General features: G+C 58.2%; 15 protein-coding genes and 1 tRNA gene. 1 reads left to right on the forward strand and 15 read right to left on the reverse strand.

Annotated elements, in window-relative coordinates; all coding sequences use genetic code 11:
- Nucleotides 1-96 precede the first annotated feature (96 nt).
- From ACM6I7_RS16490 to rlmE, 7 genes are all read right to left on the reverse strand, one after another.
- Nucleotides 97-182 (reverse strand) — tRNA-Leu (locus ACM6I7_RS16490).
- 22 nt (nt 183-204) lie between these two features.
- Nucleotides 205-591 carry a preprotein translocase subunit SecG gene (gene secG / locus ACM6I7_RS16495; protein ID WP_414888910.1) on the reverse strand — a complete coding sequence of 129 codons (387 nt, stop codon included), beginning with the start codon at nt 589-591 and terminating at the stop codon, nt 205-207.
- A 4-nt stretch (nt 592-595) separates the two neighbouring features.
- Nucleotides 596-1,351: a triose-phosphate isomerase gene (tpiA, locus tag ACM6I7_RS16500; RefSeq protein WP_008088336.1), complete on the reverse strand. Its 756-nt coding sequence runs from the start codon at nt 1,349-1,351 to the stop codon at nt 596-598.
- Nucleotides 1,352-1,416: 65 nt separating this feature from the next.
- Complete coding sequence (gene glmM / locus ACM6I7_RS16505; RefSeq protein WP_183784707.1) at nt 1,417-2,754, reverse strand: phosphoglucosamine mutase; 1,338 nt, start codon at nt 2,752-2,754, stop codon at nt 1,417-1,419.
- Nucleotides 2,755-2,770: 16 nt separating this feature from the next.
- The gene (gene folP / locus ACM6I7_RS16510) at nt 2,771-3,622 is read right to left on the reverse strand and encodes a dihydropteroate synthase (protein ID WP_414888886.1); all 852 of its coding nucleotides are present in this window, start codon (nt 3,620-3,622) and stop codon (nt 2,771-2,773) included.
- An 8-nt stretch (nt 3,623-3,630) separates the two neighbouring features.
- Nucleotides 3,631-5,538: an ATP-dependent zinc metalloprotease FtsH gene (gene ftsH, locus ACM6I7_RS16515; RefSeq protein WP_027610779.1), complete on the reverse strand. Its 1,908-nt coding sequence runs from the start codon at nt 5,536-5,538 to the stop codon at nt 3,631-3,633.
- Nucleotides 5,539-5,740: 202 nt separating this feature from the next.
- Nucleotides 5,741-6,370: a 23S rRNA (uridine(2552)-2'-O)-methyltransferase RlmE gene (rlmE, locus tag ACM6I7_RS16520; RefSeq protein WP_003221536.1), complete on the reverse strand. Its 630-nt coding sequence runs from the start codon at nt 6,368-6,370 to the stop codon at nt 5,741-5,743.
- Nucleotides 6,371-6,471: 101 nt separating this feature from the next.
- Here rlmE and ACM6I7_RS16525 point away from each other — a divergent pair, with 101 nt between their 5' ends.
- Nucleotides 6,472-6,780 carry a YhbY family RNA-binding protein gene (locus ACM6I7_RS16525; protein WP_003221534.1) on the forward strand — a complete coding sequence of 103 codons (309 nt, stop codon included), beginning with the start codon at nt 6,472-6,474 and terminating at the stop codon, nt 6,778-6,780.
- A 9-nt stretch (nt 6,781-6,789) separates the two neighbouring features.
- Here ACM6I7_RS16525 and ACM6I7_RS16530 read toward each other — a convergent pair whose 3' ends face one another.
- The 8 genes from ACM6I7_RS16530 to grpE all read right to left on the reverse strand — a co-directional run bounded on the left by ACM6I7_RS16530 (nt 6,790) and on the right by grpE (nt 17,261).
- Complete coding sequence (locus ACM6I7_RS16530; protein WP_027610778.1) at nt 6,790-7,194, reverse strand: hypothetical protein; 405 nt, start codon at nt 7,192-7,194, stop codon at nt 6,790-6,792.
- Between the two features lie 28 nt (nt 7,195-7,222).
- Nucleotides 7,223-7,699, reverse strand: a complete 477-nt coding sequence (gene greA / locus ACM6I7_RS16535) for a transcription elongation factor GreA (RefSeq protein WP_003221530.1) — start codon at nt 7,697-7,699, stop codon at nt 7,223-7,225.
- The gene (gene carB / locus ACM6I7_RS16540; RefSeq protein ID WP_007961429.1) at nt 7,696-10,917 is read right to left on the reverse strand and encodes a carbamoyl-phosphate synthase large subunit; all 3,222 of its coding nucleotides are present in this window, start codon (nt 10,915-10,917) and stop codon (nt 7,696-7,698) included. The genes greA and carB overlap by 4 nt, the downstream gene beginning before the upstream one ends.
- Nucleotides 10,918-11,043: 126 nt before the next feature.
- The gene (gene carA, locus ACM6I7_RS16545; RefSeq protein ID WP_414888887.1) at nt 11,044-12,180 is read right to left on the reverse strand and encodes a glutamine-hydrolyzing carbamoyl-phosphate synthase small subunit; all 1,137 of its coding nucleotides are present in this window, start codon (nt 12,178-12,180) and stop codon (nt 11,044-11,046) included.
- A gap of 257 nt (nt 12,181-12,437) precedes the next feature.
- Complete coding sequence (gene dapB, locus ACM6I7_RS16550; RefSeq protein WP_003221523.1) at nt 12,438-13,244, reverse strand: 4-hydroxy-tetrahydrodipicolinate reductase; 807 nt, start codon at nt 13,242-13,244, stop codon at nt 12,438-12,440.
- A gap of 9 nt (nt 13,245-13,253) precedes the next feature.
- Complete coding sequence (gene dnaJ / locus ACM6I7_RS16555; RefSeq protein ID WP_003221522.1) at nt 13,254-14,378, reverse strand: molecular chaperone DnaJ; 1,125 nt, start codon at nt 14,376-14,378, stop codon at nt 13,254-13,256.
- Between the two features lie 297 nt (nt 14,379-14,675).
- Nucleotides 14,676-16,592: a molecular chaperone DnaK gene (gene dnaK, locus ACM6I7_RS16560; protein WP_003221521.1), complete on the reverse strand. Its 1,917-nt coding sequence runs from the start codon at nt 16,590-16,592 to the stop codon at nt 14,676-14,678.
- A gap of 102 nt (nt 16,593-16,694) precedes the next feature.
- The gene (grpE, locus tag ACM6I7_RS16565; protein WP_414888888.1) at nt 16,695-17,261 is read right to left on the reverse strand and encodes a nucleotide exchange factor GrpE; all 567 of its coding nucleotides are present in this window, start codon (nt 17,259-17,261) and stop codon (nt 16,695-16,697) included.
- Between the last annotated feature and the right edge of the window lie 99 nt (nt 17,262-17,360).

The raw sequence follows: 17,360 nt of genomic DNA on the forward strand, positions 1-17,360 counted from the left end.
CAAAGCTGGGGCGGAAGTATACGACCGATCCCTTATAGGGTCAATGTAACCTTCCACCTGCAAGAAAGCCCGCAACAGCGGGCTCTCCTGACTAATTGGTACCGAGAAGGGGACTCGAACCCCTACACCCTATGGGCACAACCACCTCAAGGTTGCGTGTCTACCAATTCCACCACCTCGGCAAAACTACGTTTGAAACCCTTCTTACTTCTGCTCTTGAGCTGGAGGTACGTCAGTCGCTGGAGTAGCCGACTTTGGCTCTTGAAGCACCGGGACATCATCAGAAGCCGGTTGTTGTTGCTTAGGTACTTCCAACACTGCTGGATCTGGCAAACCTGCTTGAGTCAGCTGATGAGCCTTCTCTTTAGCAAAGTAACCTAACCCCAAGCTGGTTATGAAGAAACCGGCGGCAAGTATAGCAGTAAACTTACTAAGAAAGGTAGAGGAACCTTGGCTTCCGAACACAGTATTTGAAGCACCTGCTCCGAAAGACGCGCCAGCGTCCGCACCCTTACCCTGCTGCAGCAAAACCAGAGCAACTACGCCCAATGCACCCAGCAGATGAAAAACGACTACGACTGTTTCCAGCATTTTTTCAGTTTCCCGCGGCGCGACAAATCGCACCGAACTCATCTGCATTCAGGGAAGCTCCACCAATGAGCCCCCCATCGATATCCGGCATGCCGAACAGTTCGACCGCATTGGCCGCCTTCACGCTGCCGCCGTATAGAAGCCGCACACCTCGTGCGACTTCAGAATTCTCTGCCGCCAACTGCTCGCGAATGGCTTTATGCACATCCTGAGCCTGTTGCGGCGTTGCAGTCAGTCCGGTACCAATGGCCCAGACAGGCTCGTAAGCAATGACTGCCTTGGCAAAGGCACCAACACCCAGCTCCTCGATGATGCTGCCCAGCTGACGCCCGACAACTTCAAGAGTTTTTCCGGCTTCGCGCTGCTCGAGGGTTTCCCCTACACACAACACCGGAATCAAGCCACATGCCTGTGCCGCTGCGAACTTGCGATTCAGCATCCCGTCTCGCTCGCCCATTATCTGGCGGCGTTCGGAGTGCCCGACAAGCACCAGGGAACAACCTGCATCCACCAACTGACTCGGTGCAATTTCACCGGTCAATGCACCTTGCATGGATTCCACCGCAGAATTCTGCGCACCGACCGAAATCGATTTGCCTTTCAAGCCATCAATCACTTGATTGATATGCAAGCAAGGCGGGAATACCGCGACATCAACACCGCTTGGCAAGGCCAGATGACGAAGGCCGTTGATCAGCTCAGCGACGCTGGCGCGGGTACCGTGCATCTTCCAGTTACCAGCTACCATAGGGCGACGCATGCTGTACCTCGTCGGTCAAAGTGGGCGCAGATGTTACCCAACACAATCATGGCTGGCAAGCCGAATCAGGCAGAAACTTCACTTACCAGTTTTGCCAGTTCTTCGGCGTAGCTGCGAACCTGAGTTTCATCCTCACCTTCGACCATCACGCGCACCAAAGGCTCTGTACCAGACTTGCGCAGAAGTACCCGGCCACGCCCCGCCATTGCCTGGGTGACACGCGCACTGGCTTCCTTGACCGCCGGATGCTCAAGCGGACTTTCACCGCCACCAAAACGCACATTGATCAGCACCTGAGGACACTTGCGCAAGGCCTGACGCGTTTGCGCAAGACCTTCATTGCGGGCCTTCAGTGCCATCAGCACCTGGAGCGCAGCAATGATCGCATCACCGGTGGTGGTGTGATTGAAGCAGACGATATGCCCCGAGTTTTCACCGCCTACCAGCCAGTCGCGCTCCAGCAGTTCGGCGATCACATAACGGTCACCGACATTGGCACGAATGAATGGTATCGAGAGCTCTGCCAGCGCGAGTTCAAGACCCAGGTTGCTCATCAGCGTACCGACTACGCCGCCCTGCAATTTGCCCCGCCCGTGCAGATCGCGCGCAATGATGAACAGCAACTCATCACCATCAACGATGGCGCCAGTGTGATCAACCATCAACACCCGATCACCGTCACCATCAAAGGCGATGCCCAGATCAGCGTGCTCGGCCAGAACCGCGGCCTGCAGCTGACCCATATGGGTCGAGCCGCAATTGTCATTGATGTTCAGACCGTTGGGCTGCGCCGACAGCACGACCACTTCAGCACCCAGCTCACGGAACACACTCGGAGCAACCTTGTAGGTCGCACCGTGCGCACAATCGATCACGATCTTCAAACCGGAAAAACTGGTACCGGTCGGCACACTGCTTTTGCAGAATTCGATGTAGCGGCCGGAGGCGTCATTGATGCGCGACACCTTGCCGATCTTGCTCGACTCAACCACAGTCATTGGGGTATCGAGCAGCTCTTCGATCATCAGCTCCAGCTCATCAGGCAGCTTTGTGCCCTTGCCGGAGAAAAACTTGATGCCGTTATCGTCATGCGGATTGTGCGAAGCACTGATCACGATCCCGGCTTCAGCCTGAAACGTGCGCGACAGATAGGCAATCGCCGGCGTCGGCATCGGACCGAGCAGCATCACGTCCGCACCAGCCGAGGTCAGGCCTGCTTCAAGTGCCGATTCGAACATGTAGCCAGAGATGCGCGTGTCCTTGCCGACCAGCACCTTGCAGGCGCCCATCTTGCGAAAGGCCATACCTGCCGCCCAGCCGAGCTTGAGCATGAAGTCCGGAGTGATCGGATATTCACCGACACGACCACGAATACCGTCAGTACCAAAGTATTTCTTGCTCATAAGTGCTCCATCATTCTTATTCGGCTGATTCCACGGCCGCGAGCATGCGCACCACGTCTACCGTTTCCGCCACATCATGGACGCGCAATATACGCGCTCCGTTAATCGATGCCAGTGCCGCGAGAGCCAGACCACCATAAAGACGCTCACCCACGGGGCGGTTCAATGCGTGGCCGATCATGCTTTTGCGTGAGACACCGACCAATAGCGGACGCCCCAGCGCATGCAGGGCTTCCATATGCTTGAACAAGCTTAGATTGTGCTGCAGGGTTTTCGCGAAACCGAAACCGGGATCAAGAATGATCCGTTCGGCAGGAATACCCGCCGCCGCGCATTGAGTCATGCGCTCTGCCAGAAACTCACCCACTTCCCGGGTAACGTCCTGATAGTGCGGATTGTCCTGCATGTCGCCCGGCTCGCCGAGCATGTGCATCAGGCAGACCGGCAACCCGGTCGCGGCTGCGGCATCCAGCGCGCCATCGCGGCGCAGCGAGCGCACATCATTGATCAACCCGGCACCCAGGCGCGCCGTTTCACGCATCACCGCTGGCGTCGAAGTATCGACCGAGATGACCACATCCAGCTCGCGATTGATCAACTCCACGATCGGAGCTACGCGTTCCAACTCCTCCAACGGCGAAACCGCTCGAGCGCCAGGCCGGGTCGATTCGCCGCCGACATCGATCAGCGTCGCACCAGCAGCCACCATGGCTTCGGCGTGACGCAAAGCCACGTCGAGCTGGTTGTACCGGCCACCGTCGGAAAAGGAATCGGGAGTGACATTGAGAATACCCATGACATGCGTCTGGGCCAAATCAAGAACCCGATTGCCGCAAGGCAACCGGGTCAGGGACTGTACAGAAGTCATTTCAAACCTTAAACGTCAGCAGCCGGACCGCCGATCGGTGTTTCCGGGCGCTCATCCTGAATCACTGGAGGCGGGGGCGTACCCGTGCCACCGGTCCAGTCACGCGGTTCGCGAGGCGTACGACCCGCCATGATGTCGTCGATCTGCTCGGCATCGATGGTTTCGTACTTCATCAGCGCATCAGCCATGGCATCCAGCTTGTCACGGTTGTCCGTGAGGATCTGCTTGGCCGTGCCGTAGCACTGGTCAATGATGCTGCGCACTTCGGAGTCGATCAGCTTGGCAGTCTCACCGGAGAAACTTGCATTCTGACCGCCACCACCGCGACCGAGGAACACTTCACCCTCTTCTTCGGCGTACATCAGCGGACCGAGCTTTTCCGACAGACCCCACTTGGTCACCATGTTCCGCGCAATCTGACTGGCACGCATGATGTCGTTGGAAGCGCCGGTGGTCACACCGTCGAAACCAAGGGTCATTTCTTCGGCGATACGGCCACCGTACAGCGAGCAGATCTGACTGATCAACGCACGTTTGGACAGGCTGTAGCGATCTTCTTCCGGCAGGAACATGGTCACACCCAGCGCACGACCACGTGGAATGATCGAAACCTTGTAGACCGGATCATGCTCAGGTACGACGCGACCGACAATAGCGTGACCCGCTTCGTGATAAGCGGTGTTCTGCTTCTCTTTCTCGGACATGACCATCGATTTGCGCTCGGCGCCCATCATGATCTTGTCTTTGGCCAGTTCGAACTCTTTCATTTCGACGATGCGCTTGCCGCTGCGTGCAGCGAACAGCGACGCTTCGTTGACCAGGTTGGCCAGATCGGCACCAGAGAAGCCCGGGGTACCACGTGCGATAACGGCCGGGGCAACGTCGTCACCCATTGGCACTTTGCGCATGTGAACCTTGAGGATCTGCTCGCGACCACGGATATCCGGCAAACCTACAACGACCTGACGGTCGAAACGGCCCGGACGCAGCAGCGCAGGGTCGAGTACGTCAGGACGGTTGGTAGCGGCGATCACGATGATGCCGTCATTCATTTCAAAGCCATCCATCTCTACCAGCAACTGGTTGAGAGTCTGCTCACGCTCGTCGTGACCGCCACCCATGCCGGCGCCACGGTGGCGACCGACGGCGTCGATTTCGTCGATGAAGATGATGCACGGCGCATGCTTCTTGGCCTGCTCGAACATGTCGCGAACGCGGCTTGCGCCAACACCCACGAACATTTCAACGAAGTCGGAACCGGAAATAGTGAAGAACGGAACCTTCGCTTCGCCGGCAATCGCCTTGGCCAGCAAGGTTTTACCGGTCCCCGGAGGGCCGACCATCAATACGCCGCGAGGAATACGACCACCCAGGCGCTGAAACTTGCCGGGATCACGCAGGAACTCAACCAGTTCGCCGACCTCTTCCTTGGCTTCGTCGCAACCTGCAACGTCAGCCAAGGTGGTTTTCACCTGGTCTTCGGAAAGCAGGCGTGCCTTGCTCTTGCCGAAGCTCATCGGTCCGCCCTTGCCGCCAGCACCGCCCTGCATCTGGCGCATGAAGAACATGAACACCGCGATGATCACCAGGATCGGGAAGCTCGCCACCAGGAGTTGAGTCCAGATGCTTTGCTGTTCAGGCTGCTTGCCCTCAACCACAACGTGGTTGTCGACCAGGTCGCCGATCAGGCCATTGTCCTGGATCGCCGGACGAATGGTCTTGAAGCTGTCGCCATCGTTGCGCTTGCCGGTAATCACATAGCCGTCAACGGCTACGCGCTCGACCTTGCCATCCTTGACCTGCTGGATGAAGTCGGAATAGTTGAGGGTCTGCGGCTCGTTAGGGCTGGAGAAGTTGTTCATCACCGTCACGAGGACTGCCGCGATGATCAACCACAGGATCAGATTCTTTGCCATATCGTTCAATTAACTACCCTCTGAAGCAAGCTCCGCTACTGGCGCGCGCTTCGCATGATATTCACCGGCCTAACTTACTACATTACCTACAACTCTGGCAGGCGCCGTCTGTAACCCTTTGTGAAACACTTTCTACACAATATTCGCTTATGCACGCGGGGCAAAATACGAAAAACCTATCGCCCCGGCAAAAAACCTCGTTTTACTCGTTACCACCGCGGTAACCCCAAGCCAGCATATATTGCTCGCGGGAGCTGCCTCGAGAAGAATCCGGCTTGATCATCTGGATCTTGTCGAATTTCTTGCGAGCATCCTTCAGGTAAACATCGAAACCTTCACCCTGAAAGATCTTGATCACGAAATTGCCACCCGGCTTGAGTATCCGTTCCGCCAGATCAAGCGCCAGTTCGCAAAGGAACATGGCTTTCGGCATATCCACTTCAGGCGTACCACTCATATTGGGGGCCATATCGGAAATCACAAGGTCCACCTGCGAATTACCCACGGCCTCAAGGATTCGCGCGAGCACTTCGTCCTCGGTGAAGTCACCCTGGATGAAAGTCACGTCCGGGATGCTGTCCATTTCCAGAATGTCCGACGCAATCAGACGGCCCTGACCGCCAATCAGCCGGCTGGTGACCTGCGACCAGCCGCCGGGCGCTGCGCCCAGGTCGACAACGCTCATGCCGGAACGGATCAGCTTGTATTTCTCCTGGATCTCCAGAAGCTTGTAACTTGCACGCGAACGGTAGCCATCCTTCTGCGCCTGCTTCACATAAGGATCGTTGACATGTCGTTTCAGCCAACCAAGGCTTGTCTTGGAACGCGCCATTGGGCACCTCGATGATTAGGGTCGTGATTAATTGGGCGGATCCACGAACCCTCGGGTAAAATGGCCGCCATTTTACAGAATCCAGACGAAAGGGTCAGATTATGCCGCTCACTCCAGAGCAGAAGAAACAGTACAAATCCATTGGCCACCACCTGAAGCCGGTTTTGACGGTGGCGGACAACGGTCTGACTGAAGGTGTATTAGCCGAACTCGAACGCGCACTGGCGGATCACGAGCTGATCAAGATCAAGCTCAACATCCTCGATCGCGAGTCGCGCCTGGCGCACATTGCAGAGTTGTGCAAGGTCGGCAAGGCTGACCTGGTTCAGGTCATCGGCAAGATGGCACTGGTTTATCGCAAGAACTTCAGCGTCAACAAGCAGCTGTCGAACGTTCATCGCTTCAAGTGATGACAAGGGTCAAGGGTGTGCTTCGCGCACCCTGCCACTCCATCCCGGCAGCGGTTGCAACACCAACACCACACCGGAGAAGCCCAACAGCAGAAAACTGAACTCCTGCCAGCGCTGCGCTTGCGGCCAGCCGACACGCACTGCAATAAACATCGCACACGCATACAACGCCATCAGCAACACCTGCCCGCGAAAATCCCGCCATAGACTGGCAAGGCCATCGGCCTGTACCAGCACCAAAGCCTGAAAAATCACGCATGCCGCGGCAAAACCCGCCACCGGCACTTCGAATGCATCGGCAACTTCATCGATCAGCAACGGTGCCAGGCCAATCTTGCCCAACACCGGTCGCAAACCGAGATGTATCAACCAGAAGCCGCCGACCCACAACATCTGGGTCAGCTGCCAAAGCATGGCGCCCGCACGTAGCGGGCGCCTGCCTTCAGATGTGACGGACTTCGACAATCTCGTACTCGATAACGCCACTCGGCGTTTTCACGGCAACCACATCACCCTCTTCCTTGCCGATCAAGGCACGGGCCAATGGTGAGCCGACCGAAATCTTGCCGAGTTTGAAGTCAGCCTCATCCTCACCCACGATGTGGTAAGTGACGCTCTCATCAGTCTCGACGTTGGCGATTTCGACGGTAGTACCGAAGATCACTTTGCCGGTGTGCGGGATAGTCGTGACGTCGATGATGACCTGATTCTGAATCCGGCCTTCGATGTCACGGATCCGCGCCTCGACCATGCCTTGCTGTTCGCGGGCAGCATGGTATTCAGCGTTTTCCTTCAGGTCACCCAACTCGCGAGCGGTACCGATGTCCTGGCTGAGCTTTGGACGAACGACCTTGGTCAGGTGAGCGTGTTCTTCTTCCAGGGCTTTCGCGCCCTGGACGGTCATTGGGTATTTGATCATGCCTTCAATCCTGCGTGTAGATCCTGCAAGCGGCGCACGGTCTTCTCGGGACCGAACTTCAGCGCTTCGCAGATAGCTTCGCCCGCAGCAATGGTGGTGGTGCAGTAGATCTTGTGCTGCAGGGCATTACGACGAATGGAGTAGGAATCAGCGATCGACTGACGGCCTTCGGTGGTGTTGATGATCAGAGTGACTTCGTCATTCTTGATCATGTCGACCACGTGCGGACGCCCCTCGGTCACCTTGTTCACACGGCGCACTTTCAGGCCTGCAGCTTCGATCAGCTTGGCAGTGCCGGCAGTGGCGACCACTTCGAAGCCCAAGTTGATCAGATCACGGGCCACGCCTGCAACCAGCGGCTTGTCATCGTCACGCACGCTGATGAACGCGGTACCGCCGGTCGGCAGCACTTCGCTGGCGCCCATCTGGGCCTTGGCGAATGCTTCACCGAAGGTGTCGCCGACGCCCATCACTTCACCGGTGGACTTCATCTCTGGGCCGAGGATCGGGTCAACGCCAGGGAATTTGGCGAACGGGAACACCGCCTCTTTCACGCTGTAGAAGTTCGGGATGATTTCCTTGGTGAAGCCGATTTCCTTCAGAGTCTTACCGGCCATGACGCGAGCCGCGATCATTGCCAGGGAGACACCGATGCACTTGGACACGAACGGCACGGTACGCGAAGCGCGCGGGTTGACTTCGATGACGTAGATGTCTTCGCCCTGCAGCGCCAGTTGCACGTTCATCAGGCCGACAACGCCCAGTTCCAGGGCCATTTTCTTGACCTGTTCGCGCATCTCGTCCTGGATGTGCGCCGGCAGCGAGTAAGGCGGCAGCGAGCACGCGGAGTCACCGGAGTGAACGCCCGCCTGTTCGATGTGCTGCATGATCGCGCCGATCACCACGTCTTTGCCGTCGCAGACCGCATCTACGTCCATCTCGATGGCGCAGTTGAGGAAGTGGTCGAGCAGCACCGGGCTGTCGTTGGACACTTGCACCGCGTCACGCAGGTAGCGCTTGAGTTCGTCTTCCTTGTAAACGATTTCCATCGCGCGGCCGCCCAGTACGTAGGACGGGCGAACCACCAGCGGATAACCGATTTTCGCGGCAGCGCGAACGGCTTCGTCTTCGCTGCGCACGGTGGCGTTTGGCGGCTGACGCAGGTTCAGGCGCTCAACCATTTGCTGGAAGCGCTCACGGTCTTCGGCACGGTCGATCGCATCAGGGCTGGTACCGATGATCGGCACGCCAGCGGCTTCGAGGGCACGCGCCAGTTTCAGCGGCGTCTGGCCCCCGTACTGGACGATTACGCCTTTCGGCTTCTCGACGCGGCAGATTTCCAGCACGTCTTCCAGGGTTACCGGCTCGAAGTACAGACGGTCGGAAGTGTCGTAGTCGGTGGAAACGGTTTCCGGGTTGCAGTTGACCATGATGGTTTCGTAGCCGTCTTCGCGCAGTGCGAGGGCGGCGTGTACGCAGCAGTAGTCGAACTCGATGCCCTGGCCGATACGGTTCGGACCGCCACCCAGAATCATGATCTTGTCGCGACCGGACGGCGCGGCTTCGCACTCTTCCTCGTACGTCGAGTAGAGGTACGCGGTGTCGGTGGCGAACTCGGCAGCGCAGGTGTCAACGCGCTTGTAGACCGGGAACACTTCCAGTTTTTGACGGTGAGTACGCAGGTTCTTCTCGGTCACACCCAGCAGCTTGGCCAGACGCTGATCGGAGAAGCCTTTGCGCTTGAGCTTGAACATCAGATCGCGGTCGATGGCGGACAGACCGAGGGTCTTGACCTTCTCTTCGTCCTTGATCAGATCTTCGATCTGCACCAGGAACCACGGGTCGATCATGTTCATGCCGAAAATGTCTTCGACGGTCATGCCGGCGCGGAAGGCGTCCGCCACGTACCAGATACGCTCGGCGCCCGGTACGGTCAGCTCGCGCTTGAGGATGCTCATGCTTTCCGGGTTGCTCAGGTCGAGCTTCTCGTCCAGACCGCAAACACCGACTTCCAGACCGCGCAGGGCTTTCTGCAGGGATTCCTGGAAGGTGCGACCGATGGCCATGACTTCGCCGACCGACTTCATTTGAGTGGTCAGGCGTGCGTCAGCGTTGGCGAATTTCTCGAAAGCGAAACGTGGCAGCTTGGTGACGACGTAGTCGATCGACGGTTCGAAGGACGCCGGGGTCTTGCCGCCGGTGATGTCGTTCGACAGTTCGTCGAGGGTGTAGCCCACAGCCAGCTTGGCCGCGACTTTGGCGATCGGGAAACCGGTGGCTTTCGAGGCCAGTGCCGAGGAGCGCGATACACGCGGGTTCATCTCGATCACGACCATGCGGCCGGTGTCCGGGCAGATACCGAACTGCACGTTGGAACCGCCGGTCTCGACGCCGATCTCGCGCAGTACCGCCAGCGAGGCGTTACGCAGGATCTGGTATTCCTTGTCGGTCAGGGTCTGTGCCGGAGCAACGGTGATCGAGTCACCGGTGTGCACGCCCATCGGGTCGAAGTTCTCGATCGAGCAGACGATAATGCAGTTGTCCTTTTTGTCGCGGACAACTTCCATTTCATATTCTTTCCAGCCGATCAGCGACTCGTCGATCAGCAGCTCTTTGGTCGGCGACAGGTCCAGACCGCGGGCGCAGATTTCTTCGAACTCTTCACGGTTGTACGCGATACCGCCACCGGTGCCGCCCATGGTGAAGGACGGACGGATGATGCACGGGAAACCCAGACGCTCGAGGACGGCGTTGGCTTCTTCCATGCTGTGGGCGATACCGGAACGCGGGCATTCCAGGCCGATCGACTTCATGGCCTTGTCGAAACGCGAACGGTCTTCAGCCTTGTCGATGGTGTCGGCGTTGGCGCCGATCATTTCCACGCCGAACTTTTCCAGAACGCCTTCGCGCTCCAGGTCCAGGGCGCAGTTCAGAGCAGTCTGGCCGCCCATGGTTGGCAGCACGGCATCCGGACGCTCTTTTTCGATGATCTTGGCCACGGTCTGCCATTTGATCGGCTCGATGTAGGTCGCGTCGGCCATGTCCGGGTCGGTCATGATGGTGGCCGGGTTGGAGTTCACCAGGATGACGCGGTAACCCTCTTCGCGCAGGGCTTTGCAGGCCTGGGCGCCGGAGTAGTCGAATTCGCAGGCCTGGCCGATAACGATCGGGCCAGCGCCGAGAATCAGGATGCTTTTAATGTCTGTACGTTTTGGCATGGGTTTGTCACTCAAATCCGCAGGTCAGTCGGCAAGCCGTCTTGATCGATTTCTGAAGCCCTGAGGGGCGCCACCGGTGTCGGGGCCGCCCTCAAGGGCTTCTCGCTACAGTCTCAAGGCGAACGCTTAGCGTCGCTTGGCCATCTCGTTGATGAAGCGGTCGAACAGGGGCGCCACATCGTTCGGGCCCGGGCTCGCTTCAGGGTGGCCCTGGAAGCTGAACGCGCTCTTGTCGGTGCGCTTGATGCCTTGCAGGGTGCCGTCGAACAGCGATTTGTGAATCGCACGTACGTTGGCTGGCAGGGTCGCTTCGTCAACCGCGAAACCGTGGTTCTGGCTGGTGATCATCACGACGCCAGTGTCCAGATCCTGTACCGGGTGGTTGGCACCGTGGTGGCCGTGACCCATTTTCAGGGTCTTGGCGCCGGAGGCCAGAGCCAGCAGCTGGTGACCGAGGCAGATACCGAAGACCGGAATCTCGGTTTCCAGCACTTCCTTGATCGCCTTGATCGCGTAGTCGCAAGGCTCCGGGTCACCAGGGCCGTTGGACAGGAACACGCCGTCCGGCTTGAGTGCCAGCACGTCGGCAGCCGGAGTTTGCGCCGGAACCACGGTGACGCGGCAGCCGCGTTCGACCAGCATGCGCAGGATGTTCAGCTTGACGCCGTAGTCGTAGGCGACCACGTGATATGGCAGCTCGGACGCTTCGATGGTCGCGTGACTGTCGGTCTTCAAGTCCCAGACAGTGGAGCGCCATTCGTACTTTTCCTTGGTGCTGACGACTTTCGCCAGATCCATGCCCTTCAGGCCCGGGAAGCCTTGCGCGGCGGCAATTGCAGCTTCTTCGGAGATGTTGTCGCCGGCCATGATGCAGCCGTTCTGTGCGCCTTTTTCACGCAGGATGCGGGTCAGGCGACGAGTATCGATACCAGCGATTGCCACAACGTTGTTGGCTTTCAGGTAGTCGGACAGGGACATCGTATTACGCCAGTTGCTCGCTACCAGCGGCAGGTCACGGATAACCAGGCCAGCGGACCATACGCGGTCAGACTCGGCGTCTTCCGGCGTGGTGCCGGTGTTGCCGATGTGCGGGTAAGTCAGGGTAACGATCTGCTGGGCGTAGGAAGGATCGGTAAGGATTTCCTGATAGCCGGTCATTGCGGTGTTGAACACCACCTCACCAACGGTTTGACCGTCGGCTCCAATGGCTTCGCCGCGAAAAATGCTGCCATCAGCAAGGGCGAGTATGGCTGGCTTAGTCAAGAAGACCTCCCGTAAATAACGCATGAAAGGGCAATCGCAGGTTGTAAAAAAGCGGAGTGACGTATGGACACGTCACCCCGCTTCTTCACTGAATTATTCTGCGCGCTTTTAGTGGACACACTAAAGCTGTAGCTTACAGAAAAAGGCTTTTTTGGTCCACCGCTAAAGAGCCTAAAAGGCCGGAGAATGCGACAGGCCGTCGCGCGGTGTAGAAAAACCAGCGCAAACCGGGCGTTTGCGCTGGGTAAAACAGTCAATCAATGCAGGTCGAGCACGTCCTGCATGTCGTACAGACCCGGCTCGCGACCATCCAGCCACAACGCCGCACGCACAGCACCCTTGGCGAATGTCATGCGACTGGAAGCCTTGTGCGTGATCTCCAGGCGCTCGCCCTCACAGGCGAACAGCACGGTGTGATCGCCAACCACATCACCACCACGCACGGTAGCGAAACCGATGGTTTCCCGCTCTCGCGCGCCGGTATGGCCTTCACGGCCATAGACCGCAACCTTCTGCAGATCACGATCCAGCGCATCGGCGATCACTTCACCCATGCGCAGCGCCGTGCCCGAAGGCGCATCGATCTTGTGCCGGTGATGCGCCTCGATGATTTCGATGTCGGCATCGTCGCCCAGCACCCGGGCGGTCATTTCGAGCAGCTTCAGCGACAGATTGACCCCAACACTGAAGTTGGCCGCGAACACGATCGGAATATCCTTGCCCGCCTCGGCCAGCAGCTGCTTTTGCGCAGCGTCGAGCCCGGTGGTGCCGATGACCATGGCCTTGCCGGCCTTGCGGCAGAACGCGAGGTTTTTCAGCATGACTTCCGGCAGGGTGAAATCGATCAGTACATCGAACTCTTCAGCCACCGATTCGAGATTGCCGGACAACGGCACACCGATGCGACCCAGCGAAGCCAGCTCACCGGCATCCACCCCGATCAGCGTACTGCCGGGACGAACGATCGCCGCGGTCAGACCGGTCAGCGGCGCGCGCTGCTGCACGGCCTCGACCAGAATCTTGCCCATGCGCCCGGCGGCGCCCATCACAGCTATACGTCGCATGCCGACTCCTTACAGATCGCCGAAGAAGCGCTTCACACCATCGAACCAACCGGTGGTTTTTGGCGAGTGGCTGTTGTCATCCGCCAGCGAGCTGCGGAATTCTTCGAGCAATTCGCGCTGACGACGATTCAGATTGACCGGGGTCTCCACCGCTACACGGCACATCAAGTCGCCCGCACCACCGCCCCGCACGGGCGCCACGCCTTTGCCGCGTACACGGAACTGCTTGCCGGTCTGGGTGCCTTCAGGGATTTTCAGTTTGACGCGACCGTCGAGGGTCGGGATTTCCAGCTCGCCGCCGAGCGCCGCATCAACAAAGCTGATCGGCACTTCGCAGAACAGATGTTTGCCGTCGCGCTGGAAGATGTCGTGCTCGCGCACGTTGATCACCACGTACAGGTCGCCAGTCGGGCCACCTTGAGTACCCGCCTCGCCTTCGCCGGACAGACGAATGCGGTCGCCGGTATCAACGCCAGCCGGCACTTTGACCGACAGTGTTTTGTACTCTTCGACGCGACCGTCGCCGTGGCAGGAATCGCACGGATCGGAAATGATCTTGCCCTGGCCATGGCAACGCGGGCAGGTCTGCTGCACCGAGAAGAAGCCCTGCTGCATGCGCACCTGACCGATGCCGCCGCAGGTCGGGCAGGTCGATGGCGACGAGCCTTTCTTCGCGCCGGAACCATCGCATGGCTTGCAATTGACCAGTGTCGGTACGCGGATATTCACGGTAGTGCCGCGCACCGCTTCTTCCAGATTCAGCTCCAGGGTGTAGCGCAGATCGCTGCCACGCTGGGCGCCGCCACGGGAACCGCCACGACCGCCACCGAAGAAGTCACTGAAGACATCGCCAAAGATGTCGGAGAAGTTCTGCCCGCCGAAACCGGCGCCACCGCCACCCATGCTTGGGTCGACGCCAGCATGACCGTACTGGTCGTACGCCGCGCGCTTGCTCGAATCGGACAATACTTCGTAGGCCTCGTTGGCCTCTTTGAACAGCTCTTCCGACGCTTTGTCATCGGGATTACGGTCCGGGTGATGCTTCATCGCCAGACGACGATAGGCCTTCTTCAGGTCTGCATCGCTTGAACCACGCTCTACACCCAATACTTCGTAATAGTCACGCTTTGCCATAAGTCTTTTGCACTCTTGAGGACGTTCGGCAAACCCCTCCTGAGGATGGCCAAACTCGTTGAGCCCCAATACAGGCCCGGACCCAACTCACGTCAATTCAACGATCCTGGTCTTTGTTTCTTTTGGTACTTGCGGCGCGAAAAGCAGGAGCATTCCCGGCCATACCAGCAGCAGGCGAACCTTGTCGCATGCTGTAAAAATTCGTGTATTCCAGATACGCCAACGCGGGAGCAAGCTCCCGCGCGGCGACATCCTACCAGTCACCGCCGCAAGGCAGTCAACCGGCCGACCAACAACTTACTTGTGGTCTTTGACTTCTTCGAACTCGGCATCGACAACATCGTCAGCCTTTTCAGCTTTCTCGTCGTGCGGCGCCGCGCCTTCAGCAGGCTGAGCCTGTTCGGCGTACATCTTCTGAGCGACCGGAGCCGAGACTTTCGACAGCTCTTCGATCTTCGCTTCGATGGCAGCCTTGTCGTCGCCTTTCACAGCGGCTTCCAGTGCAACCACAGCGGCTTCGATCGCGGTCTTCTCTTCAGCGCTGACCTTGTCGCCCGCTTCGGTAACCATTTTGCGAGTCGAGTGAACCAGTGCATCACCCTTGTTACGGGATTCAGCCAGTTCAGCGAACTTGCGGTCTTCCTCGGCGTTCAGCTCGGCATCGCGAACCATCTTCTGAATTTCTTCATCCGACAGACCGGAGTTGGCCTTGATGGTGATCTTCTGCTCTTTACCGGTCGCCTTGTCTTTCGCACCAACGTGCAGGATGCCGTTAGCGTCGATGTCGAAGGTCACTTCGATCTGTGGCACGCCACGTGGAGCTGGTGGAATGTCGGCCAGGTCGAACTTGCCCAGGGACTTGTTCTGTGCGGCTTGCTTACGCTCACCTTGCAGAACGTGAATGGTCACAGCGCCCTGGTTGTCGTCGGCAGTCGAGAACACTTGCGATTTCTTGGTAGGAATCGTGGTGTTTTTCTCGATCAGCGCGGTCATCACGCCACCCATGGTTTCGATACCCAGGGTCAGCGGGCTGACGTCGAGCAGCAGAACGTCTTTCACGTCACCGGCCAGAACGGCGCCCTGAATCGCAGCACCCATGGCAACCGCTTCGTCCGGGTTCACGTCTTTACGAGCTTCTTTACCGAAGAAATCGGTCACCAGCTTCTGCACCAGCGGCATACGGGTCTGACCGCCGACCAGAATCACGTCGTTGATCGCGCCAACGTCGATACCGGCGTCTTTCATGGCGATACGGCAAGGTTCGATGGTGCGCTGAACCAGGTCTTCAACCAGCGCTTCGAGCTTGGCACGCGAGATCTTCACGTTCAGGTGCTTAGGACCGGTAGCGTCTGCAGTGATGTACGGCAGGTTGACGTCGGTCGACTGAGCGGACGACAGCTCGATCTTGGCTTTCTCAGCGGCTTCTTTCAGGCGCTGCATGGCCAGCGGGTCACCTTTGAGGTTCATACCGCTTTCTTTCTTGAATTCGTCAACGAGGTAGTCGATCAGACGAATGTCGAAGTCTTCACCGCCGAGGAAAGTGTCACCGTTGGTGGCCAACACTTCGAACTGGTGCTCGCCGTCAACTTCAGCGATCTCGATCACGGAAACGTCGAAAGTACCGCCACCCAGGTCATAAACGATCACGGTGTGATCGCCCTTGGCCTTGTCCATACCGTAAGCCAGAGCAGCTGCGGTTGGTTCGTTGATGATACGTTTAACGTCCAGACCGGCGATGCGGCCGGCGTCTTTGGTCGCCTGACGCTGGCTGTCGTTGAAGTAGGCCGGAACGGTGATCACCGCTTCGGTCACAGGCTCGCCGAGGTAGTCTTCGGCGGTCTTCTTCATCTTCTTCAGAATTTCAGCCGAGATTTGTGGCGGCGCCATTTTCTGGCCGTTCACTTCAACCCAGGCGTCGCCGTTGTCAGCCTTGGCGATTTTGTACGGGACCATCTTGATGTCTTTCTGTACGACTTCTTCGTCGAACTTGCGACCGATCAGACGCTTCACCGCGTACAGGGTGTTGTGCGGGTTGGTCACTGCCTGACGCTTGGCCGACTGACCAACGAGGATTTCACCATCGTTGGCGTAAGCGATGATCGACGGCGTGGTACGCGCGCCTTCGGCGTTTTCGATAACTTTGGCTACGCCGTTTTCCAGCACGGAGACGCAGGAGTTGGTAGTCCCCAGGTCGATACCGATAATTTTGCCCATGTTCACTCTCCCGAAACTTTGGATTTTGTTGCCGCAGCAGTGGTGGCTAACTGCGGTAATACTTAAACGCTTGACTTCTAAATGGGGGCCTTGCGGCTAATTTCAAGCCTTCTCGTCAATCGAAGGCGAAATTGGCGCCGGCGCCTTGCTGACCACAACCATGGCCGGACGCAACAGGCGGCCATTGAGCTGGTAGCCCTTCTGGAACACCTTCAGAACGCTGTTCGGTTCGACGTCGGCGCTTTCCTGCATGGCCATCGCCTGATGGTGAACGGCATTGAACGGTTCGCCATGCGGATCGATCGCTTCAAGCTGGTAACGCTTGAGGGTGTCGTGGAACATTTTCAGGGTCAGCTCGATGCCTTCGCGCATCGGACGGATGCTTTCGTCGTCCGGGCTCGACAGTTCGAGACCGCGCTCCAGGCTGTCGACGATTGGCAGCAAGTCACCGGCGAACTTTTCCAGCGCAAACTTGTGCGCCTTCTCGATATCCTGCTCGGCACGGCGGCGGACGTTCTGCAGATCGGCAGCTACGCGCAGCGACTGATCCTGCGCGGCGGCCAACTGCTCTTCGAGCACTTGTACACGGGTCGCCAGGTCGTCACCCGAAGTTTCGGGCGCCTGATTGGCTTCTGGATTTTGCGTATCTACTGTCTGTTCGTCAGCCATAGAATTCTCCTTTCAATTACGTCCGCGAGCAGTACTCGCGCTTCTGCCCCGATATATGGGGCCGCAAAATCAGGCTTCAAGGGCCTGCAATGATTAACC

It is taken from the genome of Pseudomonas sp. IT-93MI4, assembly GCF_949767635.1.
Classification (GTDB): Bacteria; Pseudomonadota; Gammaproteobacteria; order Pseudomonadales; family Pseudomonadaceae; genus Aquipseudomonas; species Aquipseudomonas putida_A.

Bases quoted from the DNA above. Each gene is read 5' to 3' on its own strand.
- secG (WP_414888910.1), bottom strand. From the start codon at position 591: ATGCTGGAAACAGTCGTAGTCGTTTTTCATCTGCTGGGTGCATTGGGC.
- tpiA (WP_008088336.1), bottom strand. From the start codon at position 1,351: ATGCGTCGCCCTATGGTAGCTGGTAACTGGAAGATGCACGGTACCCGC.
- glmM (WP_183784707.1), bottom strand. From the start codon at position 2,754: ATGAGCAAGAAATACTTTGGTACTGACGGTATTCGTGGTCGTGTCGGT.
- folP (WP_414888886.1), bottom strand. From the start codon at position 3,622: ATGACTTCTGTACAGTCCCTGACCCGGTTGCCTTGCGGCAATCGGGTT.
- ftsH (WP_027610779.1), bottom strand. From the start codon at position 5,538: ATGGCAAAGAATCTGATCCTGTGGTTGATCATCGCGGCAGTCCTCGTG.
- rlmE (WP_003221536.1), bottom strand. From the start codon at position 6,370: ATGGCGCGTTCCAAGACAAGCCTTGGTTGGCTGAAACGACATGTCAAC.
- ACM6I7_RS16525 (WP_003221534.1), top strand. From the start codon at position 6,472: ATGCCGCTCACTCCAGAGCAGAAGAAACAGTACAAATCCATTGGCCAC.
- ACM6I7_RS16530 (WP_027610778.1), bottom strand. From the start codon at position 7,194: ATGCTTTGGCAGCTGACCCAGATGTTGTGGGTCGGCGGCTTCTGGTTG.
- greA (WP_003221530.1), bottom strand. From the start codon at position 7,699: ATGATCAAATACCCAATGACCGTCCAGGGCGCGAAAGCCCTGGAAGAA.
- carB (WP_007961429.1), bottom strand. From the start codon at position 10,917: ATGCCAAAACGTACAGACATTAAAAGCATCCTGATTCTCGGCGCTGGC.
- dapB (WP_003221523.1), bottom strand. From the start codon at position 13,244: ATGCGACGTATAGCTGTGATGGGCGCCGCCGGGCGCATGGGCAAGATT.
- dnaJ (WP_003221522.1), bottom strand. From the start codon at position 14,378: ATGGCAAAGCGTGACTATTACGAAGTATTGGGTGTAGAGCGTGGTTCA.
- dnaK (WP_003221521.1), bottom strand. From the start codon at position 16,592: ATGGGCAAAATTATCGGTATCGACCTGGGGACTACCAACTCCTGCGTC.
- grpE (WP_414888888.1), bottom strand. From the start codon at position 17,261: ATGGCTGACGAACAGACAGTAGATACGCAAAATCCAGAAGCCAATCAG.